Genomic DNA, 14,989 nt, shown 5'->3' on the forward strand with positions numbered 1-14,989 from the left:
ATATTCTCCTCTAACACCATGACATGGCGTTTAATTTGTATCTGGGCTCTTGATTACTGGTATCACTGGATTAGCGGCTACAATAGGCATCCGCTGCGATGAATAGTTACTTTTATTTTCAATTAATCTGAAAATCCTTTCTAAAATAAAACTTAAAACAACAAATATAATCATGGCACTAATGTAGGCTTCTACTGTATGAAAAGTAGCAGTTCCTAAGGCCTTTGCTTTTCCAACAACATCCAGAACACCAATAGTGAACGCCAATGATGTATCTTGTAACAATGAAATAACCATAGTCGCAAAACTAGGCATCGCAATGTTAACAGCCTGAGGAAAAATGATTTTAAAATACATCTGTTGTTTCGTATACCCAGATGCCAAAGCTGCCTCACGTTGTGACGCTGGCACACTTTCTAGAGCGGCTCGAATGATTTCTGATAAAAATGCAGCCATATTCAAACCATAAGTAATAAATAAGTAAACAAGCGCGTTCACTGAGTCTGTATTAATGCCAACATATCCCAAAAATAACGGCAACCCATAATAAACCAAAAACATTTGTATTAAAATTGGTGTCCCTCGAATAAATGATGTAAATACGATCGCAATTTGTTTGAAAATTGGCGTATTCTCCATTCGTACAAAAGCAATCCCTGCGCCAACAATGACACCAATGATAGTTGCTACTAATGTCAGTAGCAACGTCGTCGGCAATGCAGACAAAACATCAGGTAAATATTGCCAGATAAGATGTGGTTGAAAAAAATTAGTCATAAATCACCTCTCACTTTCTAAAACATTACATAAATATCATTTTTCTAATTATTTTATACTTTGTATTAAGCGTTTCAGGGATTAACCAACGCAAACACAACTATAAGATTAAATAGTGATTAAAAATAATCATACATGATATAAGTAAAATAAACAACTTTTTTCTTTTTTTTGTACACATTGCACAATTTTTAAAAAACTTATTTGTTCAATTATTTTGATACTTCACTATCATTAATGGCTAAACATCATCGTTGGTTTAGTAAATGGTTGCTATCATAACGCTCGTTTTACTTGAATCACAAAATTTAGCATCAATAATGACAACTAAAACTAAAGACGACTAGAAATAAATTCTAGTCGTCTTTATGGGTCAATTTTTTAATACTTCAACACTTAAAAGCTCATGGTAACTTGTAAAATATAATTACATATTTCACCAAAAAATGGTACTGATGTTACAATAAGTCACTCGTATTTGCATCAAATTTTAACATAATCATGTACCATTGCACTATTTTTTCAAAAACAGCTGTTCTATTTTATTTGCCATCATTCTTTGTGGCATCACAACTTGCCATGGTTGATCACTACAAATACTTGAAACAATATTTGCTTGTTTTTGTAAAAAATACCACGCCTGTTTCAATTGTACGGTTTCAAAATAAATTGGCTTATTTTGTGGCCATTGTGCTAAAACGCCTAAATCAGCGGCAATAACTTTTGCAATAACAGGATATCCACCATGGGTGGCTCGGTCAGCCATCAAAATAATAGGTTGCCCGTCACGTGATACCTGGATAGCACCATTTATATTGGCTTCTGATAATAAGTTTTCTAGCTTGTATTCAATAATAGGGCCATCTATTCTATAACCCATTCGATTGAGATGTTTTCCCAATGTAAACGGCTCATTCAATAGCTTTTGCCATGCTATTTCAGAAAACCAATCAAATTCTGGGCCATTTACAATGCGTATTTTAGACTTTACTGAAAAACTGGTTGCATTATTAGGAATTTTTGGCGATATTTTTTGCATGTTAGTAATACCAGTCTCCGATAAACTTAAAATAGGTAACAGGTCACCATTTTTGAGTCTTCTACCATTGAATCCGCCTAAATTAATTGTAATACTGGTTGCATGTGAATCCATGATTTTTGGCACTTTAATTCCACCAGCAATATTAAAGTATACAAATCGTCCCTGAATAACATGCGTGAAATCTAAAACATCATTTTTTTCCACATAAATTGGCACATCTTGAGACACTAAAACATCATTTCTTTTTAAATCAACACGCGCACCCGTAATAGCAACAACACTTGAAGTTAAAAATTTGACTTTTCCACCATTAACGCCAAATTCTATACTTGCAGGATTATGTGATAAATTATTGCCAACCAGAGCATTGCCAATTTGATAAGCAAGCGAATCCATAACACCTGAGTTTATAACGCCTTCACCTTGATGTCCAATTCTACCGCCATCTTGTATTGTTGCAAGAATTCCTGATTCCAAGATCTTGACATTATTCATACCATAATCTCCTCAGCAAAATAATCATTGAAACTAATATCGCTTAATCGTGAATATTCACTTTCATTAATTGAATAAAACTTCATTTTATCCCCTGCATGCAATTTAATTTCTGGATGATTCGGATTAAACATCATTAAAGGTGTCCTGCCTATAATCTGCCATCCTCCCGGTGATTCTACGGGGTAACAGCCAGTTTGTTCACCACCAATTGCTATCGATCCCGCAGGTATCTGTAGACGAGGCGTGTCTTTCCGAGGTGTATGCAGTCTTGAATCTAGACCACCAAGATATGCAAATCCTGGTAGAAATCCTAGCATGTAGATTCTATATTCTTTATCAGAATGGATTTTAATTATTTCTTCCACTGAAAGGTTATGGTAATCAGCTACCTCTAACAAATCTAAACCAACTGTTTGATTATACAAAACTGGCACATCAAATATTTTACCAATTTTTGTATTCAAATTTTTTGGTAAATTCACAACCTGCTTTTGTAAAAACTCTTGAAATTTTTCAATATTAATGAGCAAAGGATTGAAAACAAAAGTCACCTCTCGATAAGCAGGTACAATATCGATAATGCCTATAATGTGTTGACTTGCAACAATTTCAGCTATTTCTAAAATTTGATTATTTACTTTTTCAGAAATCACATTGTCGAATTCTACATTGATACTTGTGTCACCAGAAAAAAAAATTCTTGGATACATTTAATCTCCTTTTTACAGTGTATTAATTAGTGTCTCAATTCCCGCAAATGCCATAAATAAAACAACAATCCAACCAAAAATGCTTAGAAATATAGGATGTTTGTAATCTTTTCCCATGATTTTATTTTTATACGCACCAATCAATAGAATACCTAAGGCAATTGGCAAAATTAAACCGTTGATTGCACCAACAAAAATCAAAATTTGAACAGGCTTCCCAACTATGTAGAAAACTAAAGTCGAAATCGCAATAAATCCGATAACTAAATATGGTCGGTATTTTTGAAACTTAACCACGTCCTCTGGACTCTGCGAATAATTCATAAATGACACTGAAGTAAACGTGGATCCGAGAATTGAAGTCATTCCAGCTGCGAACAGTAACAGGCCAAAGAACTTATAACCAAAGTTACCCGCGGCAATCTTAAATATATCAGCAGCAGGATTTAATGGATCAAGCTTATGTCCAGCTATGACCACAGCCAAGCCTGCCAAAAACAGCATAACACGAATAACTGATGCAATCCCAACGCCAGAAAGTGCGCCTTCATTTACATATTTCAAACCTTTTTGACCATGAACGCCCCCCTCTAACAAGCGGTGGCCGCCAGCAAAAGAAATGTACCCACCAACTGTTCCGCCAACAATGGTAACAATGGCATAAAAATCAATATTAGTTGGCAAAAAAGTGTGCTTAACTGCTAAACCGACGGGCACAGTTGCAACGGAAAGTATATAAATCAAAATTGCAATTTTGACTACTGCTAATACTTGCACAGTACGATCCATAACTAAAAGTGCATTTCTTACCACAAAAACAATAATAGCCAATACCGCAGCAATAATTGCGCCATTTTCCGCTGAAATTCCAAACAGAACATTCAGTCCGAGACCAGCACCAGCAACATTCCCAATATTAAAGAAGAAACCACCAACAACGATCAAAAACGTTAAAAAGTAGCCCAACCCAGGGAAAATATCATTTGCAATTTGTTGGGCATGCTTACCTGAAACTGTAATAATACGCCAAATATTCAGCTGAACAACAATATCAATAATGATTGTAACTAAAATAGCAAACCCAAAACTTGGCCCTAATTGGCTGGTAAAAGTCGCTGTTTGAGTCAAAAACCCTGGCCCAACAGCTGCCATTGCCATAACAAATGCTGCTCCCATTGCAACTGATCGTGGACTTCTTTTATTAACCGGTAATTCAATGTTTTTTTCTGTTTTATTCTGATCCATTTAATTATCCTCTTACGTCAATATCACTGGTAATATCAATGCCATTGTCTATCAACGTTTGCCTTATTTTTCTTGATAAATCAATTGCAAATTGATTATCTCCATGAACACAAATTGAGTCAACTTCGAGCGGAATCATTTCACCAGTAATTGACAAAATCGATTTATTCTTAACCATATTAAGCGCACGACGAGCTGCTTCATCTGGATCAGTGATAACAGCATTAAGCTGACTTCTTGGTACCAATGAGCCATCTGCTTGATAGTTTCTATCTGCAAATACTTCCTGAGCAAAATTCATTTTAGCATATTTAGCAGCGGCAATTAATTCACTATTTGCTAAGCCATAAACGATAGTTTCTGAATCGACTAATTTAATACCTGCTACAACAGCATCCGCAATTTCTCTGTTTTTTGCTGCCAAATTATACAATGCCCCATGAGCTTTAACGTGATGAAGCTTATGATTTGGGACAAAAGCAGTGAGTGCACTAACCTGGTAAGCCACCATTGATTTTATCTCATCTAACTTCATATCAATATTCCGACGACCAAAACCCTGCAAATCTGGAAAACCAGGGTGTGCGCCAATTGAAACGTTTTCATTTAAGGCTAATTTTACTGTCTTTTCCATGATTAGTGGATCACCAGCATGAAAACCACAAGCAATGTTTGCAGATGTCACTTGTTTTAAAATTTCAGAATCTAATCCAATTGTATAATTACCAAAACTTTCTCCTAAATCCGAATTAAAGTCTACTTTTACCATAATATTTACACTATTAACTCCTTATTTGATAAATTTGTCACTAACATGTGTCCGGGTGAATGCGTCATTGCAAAACTTGGCTTTGATGCCATAACTGCCGCTTGTGGTGTAACGCCGCAAGCCCAAAAAACAGGTATTTCATCATTGTTTATTGTGACTGCATCACCGAAGTCTGGATTCGTCAAATCAAAAATACCTATTTCTTCAGGATTACCAATTTGAATTGGTGCACCATGAACTGCGGGCAACCTGTTTGTCACACTTACTGCAGTAGCTATTTTACTACTTTTAATAGGTCTCATGCTGACAACAACATTTCCAGAAAATTTTCCAGCAGGGTGCAATGGTATATTGGTATTAAACATTGGTACGTTTACATTTTCAGTAATATGTCGTATCTCAATGCCTGATTGAATCAATAAGTCCTCAAAGGAAAAGCTACAACCAATTAGAAAACTGACTAGGTCCTCTCGCCAATAATTTTCAATCGTCAAATATTCATTAATTAATTGACCGTCACGATAAATTCTATACTTTGGAAAATCCTTAGCAATGTCCGTGTCTACCCCAAGTCTACTTAATTTTCTACTTCCCACTTCCGTCACTTCTAAAATAGGAATAGGTTTTGGGTTCCGTTGTGCAAACAGTAAAAAGTCATACGCATCAACCTTTGGTAGCACCAACAAATTTGCTTGTGCAAATCCTGGACAAATTCCCGCCGTCGATTTTTGATAATCATTTTTACGAACTAAATGTCTAAATTCTGTTGGTGTCATATGACGACTTCTCCTATTTTTTTAGCATGTTGTCTAACCAATCAATATTTGTTTTATTTTCGTTGGAAATATAATCTGGATGATTAATAATTCGCATTAACAAATCTAAGTTTGTCTCTACTCCTAAAATTACAGTCTCTTCAATTGCGATTTGTAATCTTTTTAATGCCTCTTCTCGGCATGTCCCCGATGCGATAATTTTTAAAATCATTGCATCATAATGAGGTGATATCGTATATCCTTGATATAAAGCTGTTTCTATACGAATACCTAAGCCACCTGGTATATGTAGCCCTTTAATTTCACCTGCAGATTTGGCAGAAACCCTTGCTTCTATAGCATATTTGTGTTTGGCACCAATTATAATTTGATCCAATTTTGTCCCAGAAGCGAGTTGTAATTGTGCTGTTACTAAATCTATTCCTGAAACTTCTTCTGAAATGGCATGCTCCACTTGAATTCTTGTATTCATTTCCATGAAATAATAGTTACTTGGTCCTTGATAAAGAAATTCAAACGTGCCTGCACTACGATATTTCATCATTTTGGTTGCTGTAAGTGACACACTCAGCATTTCCTGACGCGTCTTATTATCTAAAATATTGCTCGGTGCTTCCTCAACTACTTTTTGATGGTGACTTTGAATCGTGCAGTCACGTTCACCTAAAACTATTGCGTTCCCTGCGCCATCTCCCAGAACTTGCACTTCAATATGTCGCGGATTAACTACAAACTTTTCGATATACATACGATTATCACCAACTGATGACATAATTTCATTCTGTGCTAATTCAAACAATTCTTTAAAATTTTCTTGATCCTGTATCAATCGCATACCTTTACCACCACCACCCGCCACAGACTTTAGCATGATAGGATAGCCAATTTTTTGCGCCTGTTCTAATCCCGTTTCAACGTCATTAAAAAAATTCTCACTTCCTGAAACAATTGGAACCCCCGCTGCAGACATTAGCTTACGAGCCATTGCCTTATCCCCCATGTTTCCTATGGTTGTACTTGAGGGTCCTATAAATATACGTCCTGTTGCTTCTACTTTTTCGGCAAACTCTGCGTTTTCAGACAAGAAACCATATCCAGGATGAATCGCATCCGAATTTGTTATTTCAGCGGCAACTAGAATAGCATTCTGTTTTAAATAACTATCTACTGCGTTTGCTGGACCAATTTGAATAGCTTCATCAGCCATAGCAACGTGCAAAGAATTTTTGTCTGCTGAAGAGTAAACAGCAACAGTTTTAAACCCTAACAATTTTGCTGCTCGAATTATTCTGATAGCAATTTCACCTCGATTAGCAATTAAAACTTTAATAGTCCTTCCTTCTATATTTAACATTATTCTAACCTAAATAGTTTTTGACCATATTCGATTGTTTCACCATTTGACACTAAAATTTGGTCAATCTTGCCATCGTTATTTGCAAGAACATTAGTCATCATTTTCATTACCTCAACAATACCAACTACGGTATTAGAATTCACTTTATCTCCCACGTCTATAAAAGGCTTTGAATCAGGATCAGCCGATGAATAGAAAGTTCCAATGGTTGAAGAAATAATATAGTTTTCTTCAGAGATACTATCTTCATTTTTTTCATCTATGCCCAAATCATTTTTAGAGGTGCTTCGCCATTCTTTTGACACATCTATTTCAAATTCATCTTGCTTAAAATGGATTTGACTCAAATGATTATGATTCAGTATTTTAACAATTGCCGTTATGTCTTTAATTTTCATATATATTTCTCCTTTCTTAAATATATATGAAATTTTACCACCTATTATTAAAATTTGTTTTTTATACGTTAGCTATTCTCACATTTATAAACATTTAAAATGCCATATACCGTTATGTTTCTCTTCATAACTTATGTACCAATAATATTAAATACAATATCATGGCAATATGTATTAAACACACCCAACACAACAATTAGTAGAAGCTTTTTAAAAACAACTCATGTTCACTATTAACGAATTTGGCAATACAATGATATTTAGGTTTGCTTTAAATGTTACTTGACCATAGCAAATAAAAAAGCAAAACACTTCTTGTCGTAACAAAAAGTGTTTTGCTTTTTTATTTTTAAAACCATAGCCCCGCAGTTAACCCAACATCATCCCCAATATTTGGCTTTTGTAACTTAGTATATAACGCCAAACCTGCTTTAGAAATTTTTTGTTCTAACGCCAACTGGCGGAATCCAGATGCAAGAGTCACAATCACCCTACGCTCATAGGTCTTCTTTTTTAATTGTACAATTGCACGATCAACCAGCGCCTGCTCTACACTGGCGTCTAAATGTATTGTTTCTAAATATGATAGTAGATCAGGTTTCTTTTTTAAAAATGTCATGTCTTATTCCCCCTATCATTACCATAACAGTTCATCACTTTGGATTCAACTTAAACCCATAAAATACACTACCTTTAAATGTTTGCTTAGCCATTTTACCACTCGCGGTATATGCTTTACCACGTTTTGATTTCGCATCAAAACTGATGTCGTCACCATTTAATAGTTTAGTCAATTCATCATCTGTAAAACTATGCCCGCTCCATGATTTGGCAAAAGTAATTTCTTCACCTTTAAATATACCCGTCATTTTTTCGCTAACTTGTCGTTTTGGTGTAGCTTTTGGCTTACCTAATAGCGGTTCAAGGTCGTCAGCATTTGCTAACATAATCGGCATGTCATGTTCAACGACTTGTGTGATCGAATCAAGTAATTTTGGCATCGAGATTTCAAATTGTCCCACTTGATCCATCATTTCAAATAGCCGTTTCGTAATTTTGGGCGACGCAATCCATGTATCTTTAACCATTACCGCAGACACATCACCAGTTTGAGTCAACGTGAGCTTGCCGCGTGTTTCTTTGATCATGGCTTTTGTGCCGCGACTCATTTCAGATAACGTTGACACCCGTGTCGCACCGGTACCCACATGATGCTTTTCTAAGAATGCCATGATCCATTTAGTTGTCGGTGTTTGTGGCTTCTTGTTAGCCCCTTCATACAAATATGGTTGGGCAATTGGCCCTAATTGCCCAGTGTTATCGTCTTCGATATCTTCCTCAACCTTAATCGCTCGCTGAGAATCATAAACAGCTTTAAAGTTCATTTCAATTGGTATATTAAAAGCTGTTTTGAACAATGGATAATCTTTCAAATCAGCTGTCACATGATCATAAACATAGTCTTCAGCGAGCATTGCTAGATAGTTTTTAGCTAAAATATCATAAATTGCTTGTGCACTTGGTCCAAATTTAGTTAAACTTGCTAAGCTTGTTGGTAGATTTTCACCAGGTCGGTTGGCCCCGTGAGCACCTTGCTTTTTGACGTGTGTTGGACGTGGTTGACGATGCGTTAACAAGCTCGTATCAACATTAACAAGCTGTGCAATTTGGTCAATTTTAGGTAGTAAGTCATTAAATTGTTCCGGCGTCACAGTTTTGTCTTCTGTACGTGGATATGACACCACTTGTGCCTCATACATTTTTTGATAGGTACTCAAAACTTCCTTTGATGAAAAACCACGCGGTGCTAAAATAGAAGCCAATCCTGCCAAATCAAGCAATTTTCCCGGCGCCTGCGTACGTGTTTGGTGTTTTTCATTAGCAACTGCACTCTCATGATATTGCGCCATATCCTTTTGCGCATCATCTTTTGTTGAAAAACGCCAAGGTATGACATCACCATCTGGTGTCACGCGACCAAAAGTATGCCCAACTGGGTCCTTAAATTTGACTTCAAAGTAAGGTTTCTTTACATAATTTTTAATAGCTAGTAGTTGGGCATATATCTGCCAAACAATGACCGATTTCAAACGGCCTTCACGCGCAACCACTTTAAACCCCTGCTTTTTGGCAGCAGTTGTCGCAATTCGCGTGAGTTGCATTGATGCAAAATCCCAACGGTTACGACTCTCGCCTTTAATATACTCGCCGTCTTGCTGCTTGTCTGAGACGTCACGCAAATTCATCATGGCTGTTTTAATGCCTGTTGCGGACTCATCCATGAAATTGACTCGTAGCACTTGACCACGCCATTTAATCGCGTCTAATGCCTCCCATGCCAATAATTCGCCTTCACCTGATGGATCCGTGTCAGTCGCAATCACAATGGCATCATAACCTGTCTTGGCTTCTTTTTTAAGCTCATCAATTAATTTTTTAGTTGATTCAGTTTTACCAGTACGCATGTTTCGCTGACGAATATACGTTCGTTCCCAAGAAAAATCATTTAAATCCCATGGTAAATGCTTGACTAACCAAGATTTATATTGTTTTTTCAAGTCTTCTGCAACCATTTCTTCGGGATCTTTGAGTGTCATCACGTGTCCGCGAAGATTGGTAATTTTGTAGGTGAAATTGTTAAATGTTCCGGTTTTGCCGCCTAATGCTTTGACAAAATTGGCTGCCGCTGATGGCTTTTCAGTTAAAATAAGGTAGTTAGGCATAAGTTATGATTTCATATCTTTCTTGAATTATCTCTCTTAATTTTAACAGATTACGGGCATGTTCGGGTAAGTTGTACGTTGCTATTGACTCATGTATACTTGTTAATATAACTATTAATAAAAGGATATCTCATGCCAACAACACTCATCATTGTACTAATTTTTATCGCACTTTTTTCAACATTCGTTTACCGCAACTCAAAATTTGCACTTGCAATTAAACCCTATCGTGGCTATGTTGTCACATTAGTAGGCATCGGTTTATTGCTATATGGGTTTTTAAATTCAGCGATTCCTAACTTTTTTATGTTTCCGGTTGCGTTTATTATGATTGGTCTATTTTACATGGTTAAAGATCATAAAAGGACCAATTAAGCATTTTAACGCGATAATTACTAAAAAGCGATGCAATAGGGTATAACCCTATTGCATCGCTTTTTATCATCAACTATTCTCGTTTCTTATCAGCTAATTTAGCATTAATACGACGTGCATTAGCTTGTCCTTGTTTTCTAAAAACAACGAAAATAATCACATAACTGATAATAAATGTTGGTATATTTGTCAATGCAATCATAACACTCCCAAAAGTTAGCCATATGAAGAACCCATAGGTCAGCATTTCTAAAATCAGATGACTGATCAATTGTGTCACAAACGCCATGTTATCAAGCTCATATATCAAAGATAATAACCCCATTATCGCACTCATTGTCATTAATAAAAGAAACTGTTTGATCGAAGGTGTCCCTTGATATAGCGTAAATGATAGTAGTGAAATAAAGGATCCAATACCAACACCAACAAATAAATAGATTATGCCTTCTTTAAAGTATCTCATCTTCCGTACTCCCTTCTAACCGCTTTAAAATACCTTTAATAAACCGCCTTGACACCGTCACTCGTGTCTCATCTGTCAAAAAAGCATAATAATTACCAGAAAATGCGGCTTCCATACGTATTAAAGCATTCATGTTTATTGCCATCGATTTCGATATTTGAACAAATAATCGCGCAGTGTCGCCAGCTAAAAATTGTTTCAACGTTTTCCGTGTCACTAATGTTTGTTTATTATTGCAAGTTAATGATAACTCGTTGCCAAAACTTTCAACAAACAATATATCTGATTGTGTGACCACCTGAATACCATCACCTGTTTTAACCACTAATTTATTTGTTTCAACTTTTTTATTTTGTATCTGCTTGGCAATAGCGGTCATTTGCTCAATATCGTTACCTGATATGGCAACTTCAACACCATCAATTGACTCGTCAACTGTGATTTTTATTTCCATATTTCTACTCCCATAACTATGATTGTGCTATCAAATGTAACAACCTGATCATAAATCACTTTAACATGTATCATCTCTCCTATCTCTCGTTTATGCTTTTATCTTAGCAATTTTAGGCACTAAAAAACCGCTTTTGTGATAAGCGGTTGATTATGTTTGATAAAATAGTATTATTTGAATTAAATGAAAGCAAGTGCTATAAAATTAATCAAGAAGAATGCTGATACAATCAATAATACTGGTGAAACTTCTTTGAATTTCCCCAACGTAAACTTGACAATAATGAAGAAAATAAACCCAGCTGGAATGCCATAAGAAATTGAATAACTAAGCGCCATAAATACCGAAGTAAAGAAGCCCGGTAACGCAAATTCCAATGACTCCCATGAAATCTTTTTAAATTCGCCCATCATCATGATTCCGACTAAAATAAGCAATGGGGAGGTCACTGCAGGGGGCATATTAAAAATCCTTATACAGTATTGTATAGGGATTTTGTTTTATTTAACTTAAAGTAAATGTAGTTAATGATATATAATTAACTTTAAAGGTATTTTATTTTGGGATATATTTTGATAAAGAAAAGGAAAGATTTAATGAAAGATGAAACGAACTATAAAAAGAATGATTTTGCTTGGAATGACCACGAAAAAAATCAACGAATAAAGATTCCAAGCCCTTACAAAATAAAGATACTGGATGATTTATCTCTTCGTATTGAATTAGAAACTATTTTGAGTGAACTACCTCAAAAACAGTTGGCTAATTGGGCAATTACAAATTCTCAAAGATTTAAACAATATTTTGATAATAAATTAAAAGTTGATAAACGAATTAAAGAAACAGAAAAAGTTCTAGAAAATAGAATCAATGGTACGTGTAGTGCGTATCATTTAAGACAAGCAGGATTTTTAGCAAATGAATTGGCAAAAGAATCTGAAACAGAAATAAGTAAGTATTCGGCTAGAGTATTTGCTCAATCTATTGCTGTTGGACATATGCGAGGTCATGCTATTGTTTCATCAGATTATGCGATTAAAGTAATAAATCTAATCTATCCTAACAGTTTAGAACGTGCAATTGCAGAGCGAGAAAAACAAATAGTTATAGCTAAACAGATAAGTAAATCTGGTGAACAACTATGAAATACGCCTACGCACGAGTGAGTACCTAAGACAAAAAATGGAAAAGGCGAACGAAGACAAGAAATTTTTTTAAATCAATATATCAAATAACTATTATAAAATATTGAATGGAGGTAACCAACTAATGATTAAAAACATCATATTTGATTTAGATGACACGCTTTTAGACTTCAAACGCGGCGAATACGAAGGCGTACGGGACATTTTAGAATCGCAGCATGTGCCAAATTTAGAAGTCGCATTTGAATACTATCTTGCCATGGTTCATAAGTCAAGAATTCGGACAAAAATAAGTGAATAAAATTATGTGACAGCTCAACTATTGATTGAATATGCCAACATGAGTTATATCGTACTAAATTTTTATTTTGCTATCATCACCAAATAAACGCTCACCCGCTTAATAGCTGTTAGGCGTTTTTTAGGCTATTAATGTAATTCGGTCTTGGTTATACCAACGAATATACTGATCTATTCCCGCAATCACTTCGTCGATATTGTCAAAATGCTTCGTGTTGACGTATTCACGCTTTAATAGTGAGTGAAAACTTTCAATCCTTGCATTGTCCCCAGGTCGTCCCTTTCTGGAATACGAGTGCTTAATGTTAGCTGTTTTTAACTGGCTCTCAAATAAGTCACTCGTGTATTGGCTACCCATATCGCTATGTATGATTTCTGGCTGATATCCCAATAATAGTGCTGTCTTAACAGGGGCGACTGCTAATTCTTTTGTCATCGTATGCCCAATATGATGAGCCACTACTTGACGTGTATCTGGCTCATAAACGCTAGCCAGATACACCCAGTGATTGTTCACAGGAATATAAGTAATATCCGTTAACAAAACATGATTGTAATGGCTTAATTCTTTGATTAAATTCGGCCGCTGAGGGCAGTTCACTTGTGTGCTCGGCTTATTAATTTTCTTAACCATCAGAGATTTGATGCCGAGTTCTTTCATCAGTTGATAGACCAAGTGCTCACTAATGGCCTGATGCAATTGTTTCCTTAGAGCAACTGTAATTCTTGGATAGCCATACATTGGATAATCAGACCAAATTTTTAAAACGAGCCGTTTGATGTTGTTTAGTTTGGCTTGGTTGCCAATGCAGATAACCATAAAAGGTTGAACGAGGAATGTGAAGAACCTGAAGAATGCGCGTTAAGCGGTGATTGGCTTTGAGATTAAGCGTCACAAGGTTTAATACAGTTTGACGACCATGTTTTAAGAGTTTCTTGCCAAAAGCACCGCTGCACGTTTTAAAATATCAAGTTCCTCCTTGAGGCGTCTATTCTCTTTGAGAAGAGCAGATTCAGAAGGAGACAATATTTTAGTATTATCCGGGTCAGCTTGATTAATCCATTTAGTAACAGAAGAAACACTAACATGATATTCTTTGGCTAACGAATTAGCCGAACGTCCTAATTGATGTAAAGCCACTAAAGATGACTTGAATTCAACAGAGTACCGATTTGTTTTATGCTTATTTTTATCCATAATAAATCTCCTATGATTTAATTATATCGAACATTTTTGTCCGTAATTCCATCATAGGAGCCGTATCCGCATGGATGACGATTTAAAACAACAAGTTCAAGCCAAACTAGAGGCACTTGGCTTGAACTTTAATACCTTTGTGGTCATGGCATCTAAGCAACTTGTTGCTCAGAATAAATTGCCTTTTGATACAACTGTGCCTAGTGAATTTGACCAAGCAAGTGCGATTGAAGAATTAAATCAACTGCTTACTCGCTCTGATTACGAACTCAAGCATCATCGCGATAAAGCAAAACCGCTCGCGCAGGTTACTGAAGAATTGGCGGAATATCATTTTGACTGATTACCAAATCCAGATTACTGAAATTGCACAGCAAGAAATCTTTGATATTGGCCATTACATTAACAAGCAATATCAAAGTCCCACTGCTAGAAAGACCATTACAGCTATTTTGAATGGTACTAAAAGATTGAACTATTCGTCGGCTAGTTACTCATTTATAAGAGATCGTTTTGAGACAGATCAGTTGGATAATGATTATCAATATTTTATGCCTTACAAGCAATACCTTGCTATCTTTTACATTGATCGCTCAGAAAATACAGTCTATGTGACACATGTTCTGACAAAAGGTCAAAACGTGATGAATCTATTTCCAGAAAATCAAGATCCAAAATAAACTTAACCCTTTGAGTTGGAGAAAATCCAATTCAAGGGTTTTTTGTTTTACTGATTATGTCACATATACTTCGACA

General features: G+C 35.7%; 16 protein-coding genes and 3 pseudogenes. 5 read left to right on the forward strand and 14 right to left on the reverse strand.

The window, feature by feature from the left end:
• Positions 1-30: 30 nt before the first annotated feature.
• From AB3K24_RS07825 to AB3K24_RS07870, 10 genes are all read right to left on the reverse strand, one after another.
• Positions 31-777: an amino acid ABC transporter permease gene (locus AB3K24_RS07825; protein WP_367974901.1), complete on the reverse strand. Its 747-nt coding sequence runs from the start codon at positions 775-777 to the stop codon at positions 31-33.
• A gap of 514 nt (positions 778-1,291) precedes the next feature.
• Complete coding sequence (locus AB3K24_RS07830) at positions 1,292-2,314, reverse strand: 5-oxoprolinase subunit C family protein (RefSeq protein WP_367974903.1); 1,023 nt, start codon at positions 2,312-2,314, stop codon at positions 1,292-1,294.
• Entirely contained in the window at positions 2,311-3,027 is a 717-nt protein-coding gene (gene pxpB, locus AB3K24_RS07835; RefSeq protein WP_367974905.1) for a 5-oxoprolinase subunit PxpB, read from the reverse strand. The genes AB3K24_RS07830 and pxpB overlap by 4 nt, the downstream gene beginning before the upstream one ends.
• Before the next feature lie 12 nt (positions 3,028-3,039).
• Positions 3,040-4,272: an NRAMP family divalent metal transporter gene (locus AB3K24_RS07840; RefSeq protein WP_367974907.1), complete on the reverse strand. Its 1,233-nt coding sequence runs from the start codon at positions 4,270-4,272 to the stop codon at positions 3,040-3,042.
• Positions 4,273-4,276: 4 nt separating this feature from the next.
• Complete coding sequence (locus tag AB3K24_RS07845) at positions 4,277-5,041, reverse strand: LamB/YcsF family protein (protein WP_367974909.1); 765 nt, start codon at positions 5,039-5,041, stop codon at positions 4,277-4,279.
• 5 nt (positions 5,042-5,046) lie between these two features.
• Positions 5,047-5,817 (reverse strand): putative hydro-lyase, encoded by a 771-nt coding sequence (locus AB3K24_RS07850; protein ID WP_367974911.1) that lies wholly within the window; start codon positions 5,815-5,817, stop codon positions 5,047-5,049.
• 13 nt (positions 5,818-5,830) lie between these two features.
• Positions 5,831-7,171 carry an acetyl-CoA carboxylase biotin carboxylase subunit gene (locus tag AB3K24_RS07855; protein ID WP_367974913.1) on the reverse strand — a complete coding sequence of 447 codons (1,341 nt, stop codon included), beginning with the start codon at positions 7,169-7,171 and terminating at the stop codon, positions 5,831-5,833.
• Positions 7,171-7,572: an acetyl-CoA carboxylase biotin carboxyl carrier protein gene (locus AB3K24_RS07860; protein WP_367974915.1), complete on the reverse strand. Its 402-nt coding sequence runs from the start codon at positions 7,570-7,572 to the stop codon at positions 7,171-7,173. Before AB3K24_RS07860 ends, AB3K24_RS07855 begins: the two co-directional genes overlap by 1 nt.
• 349 nt (positions 7,573-7,921) lie before the next feature.
• A complete protein-coding gene (locus AB3K24_RS07865; protein ID WP_367974917.1) occupies positions 7,922-8,191 on the reverse strand; it encodes a hypothetical protein in 270 nt (89 codons plus the stop codon).
• 34 nt (positions 8,192-8,225) lie between these two features.
• Positions 8,226-10,295, reverse strand: coding sequence for a DNA topoisomerase (locus AB3K24_RS07870; RefSeq protein WP_367974919.1), 2,070 nt, complete (start codon positions 10,293-10,295; stop codon positions 8,226-8,228).
• Between the two features lie 132 nt (positions 10,296-10,427).
• On the opposite strand from AB3K24_RS07870, the gene AB3K24_RS07875 reads away from it, so the two are divergent.
• A complete protein-coding gene (locus AB3K24_RS07875) occupies positions 10,428-10,670 on the forward strand; it encodes a hypothetical protein (RefSeq protein ID WP_367974921.1) in 243 nt (80 codons plus the stop codon).
• A 73-nt stretch (positions 10,671-10,743) separates the two neighbouring features.
• Here the strand turns inward: AB3K24_RS07875 and AB3K24_RS07880 are convergent, their stop codons facing one another.
• The 3 genes and pseudogenes from AB3K24_RS07880 to AB3K24_RS07890 form a co-directional block, all read right to left on the reverse strand.
• On the reverse strand, positions 10,744-11,136 hold the full coding sequence (locus tag AB3K24_RS07880; RefSeq protein ID WP_367974923.1) for a DUF3021 family protein: 393 nt from the start codon (positions 11,134-11,136) through the stop codon (positions 10,744-10,746).
• Positions 11,123-11,590: a LytTR family DNA-binding domain-containing protein gene (locus AB3K24_RS07885; RefSeq protein WP_367974925.1), complete on the reverse strand. Its 468-nt coding sequence runs from the start codon at positions 11,588-11,590 to the stop codon at positions 11,123-11,125. The genes AB3K24_RS07880 and AB3K24_RS07885 overlap by 14 nt, the downstream gene beginning before the upstream one ends.
• Positions 11,591-11,769: 179 nt before the next feature.
• Positions 11,770-12,051 (reverse strand): annotated as a pseudogene (locus AB3K24_RS07890) (NCS2 family permease); the annotation flags it as partial.
• A gap of 135 nt (positions 12,052-12,186) precedes the next feature.
• Between AB3K24_RS07890 and AB3K24_RS07895 the strand changes: the two are divergent.
• A complete protein-coding gene (locus AB3K24_RS07895; RefSeq protein WP_367974927.1) occupies positions 12,187-12,735 on the forward strand; it encodes a putative immunity protein in 549 nt (182 codons plus the stop codon).
• A gap of 124 nt (positions 12,736-12,859) precedes the next feature.
• Positions 12,860-12,988: pseudogene (locus tag AB3K24_RS07900) on the forward strand (haloacid dehalogenase); the annotation flags it as partial.
• A gap of 168 nt (positions 12,989-13,156) precedes the next feature.
• On the opposite strand, the pseudogene AB3K24_RS07905 reads toward AB3K24_RS07900, so the two are convergent.
• Positions 13,157-14,233, reverse strand: a pseudogene (locus AB3K24_RS07905) (IS3 family transposase).
• Positions 14,234-14,303: 70 nt separating this feature from the next.
• Between AB3K24_RS07905 and AB3K24_RS07910 the strand changes: the two are divergent.
• The gene (locus AB3K24_RS07910) at positions 14,304-14,576 is read left to right on the forward strand and encodes a type II toxin-antitoxin system RelB/DinJ family antitoxin (protein WP_367974931.1); all 273 of its coding nucleotides are present in this window, start codon (positions 14,304-14,306) and stop codon (positions 14,574-14,576) included.
• Complete coding sequence (locus tag AB3K24_RS07915; RefSeq protein WP_367974933.1) at positions 14,569-14,913, forward strand: hypothetical protein; 345 nt, start codon at positions 14,569-14,571, stop codon at positions 14,911-14,913. Before AB3K24_RS07910 ends, AB3K24_RS07915 begins: the two co-directional genes overlap by 8 nt.
• Positions 14,914-14,989 lie beyond the last annotated feature (76 nt).

It is taken from the genome of Leuconostoc aquikimchii (assembly GCF_040838325.1).
Taxonomy (GTDB): Bacteria; Bacillota; Bacilli; order Lactobacillales; family Lactobacillaceae; genus Leuconostoc; species Leuconostoc aquikimchii.